The sequence below is a fragment of the Vibrio sp. 378 genome, assembly GCF_033339435.1.
On record NZ_JAWOUO010000319.1, the window covers coordinates 553 to 846 of the forward strand.

General features: G+C 48.0%; 1 pseudogene. It reads left to right on the forward strand.

From position 1 onward, the window contains the following. Positions 1 to 294, forward strand: a pseudogene (locus tag R7Q48_RS25975) (flagellar hook-length control protein FliK); the annotation flags it as partial.

Below are 294 nucleotides of genomic sequence, written 5' to 3' on the forward strand. Positions count from 1 at the left end.
CCAGACCTTGCAGCGCAAGCGCAAACCTTGACGCAAGGCATGCTAAACATGGCTGAGAAATCGGTTGCGTCGTTCAACAAAGTCAATCCGTTGGAAGTAAAAGGTGAAGCAAAAACAACAAGCCCAGCGCAAGCTAATGCCTTGTTAAACACATCACCGCAACCACAAGATATTCAAATTAGCCAAACGACTTCTGCGAATGCACGCGTGAACAACTCTGCCGTAGACTTTCAAGCATTGTTGAACCAACCAGCGCAAGGGCAAGCAACGACTGCACCACTGAACGTTCAAACT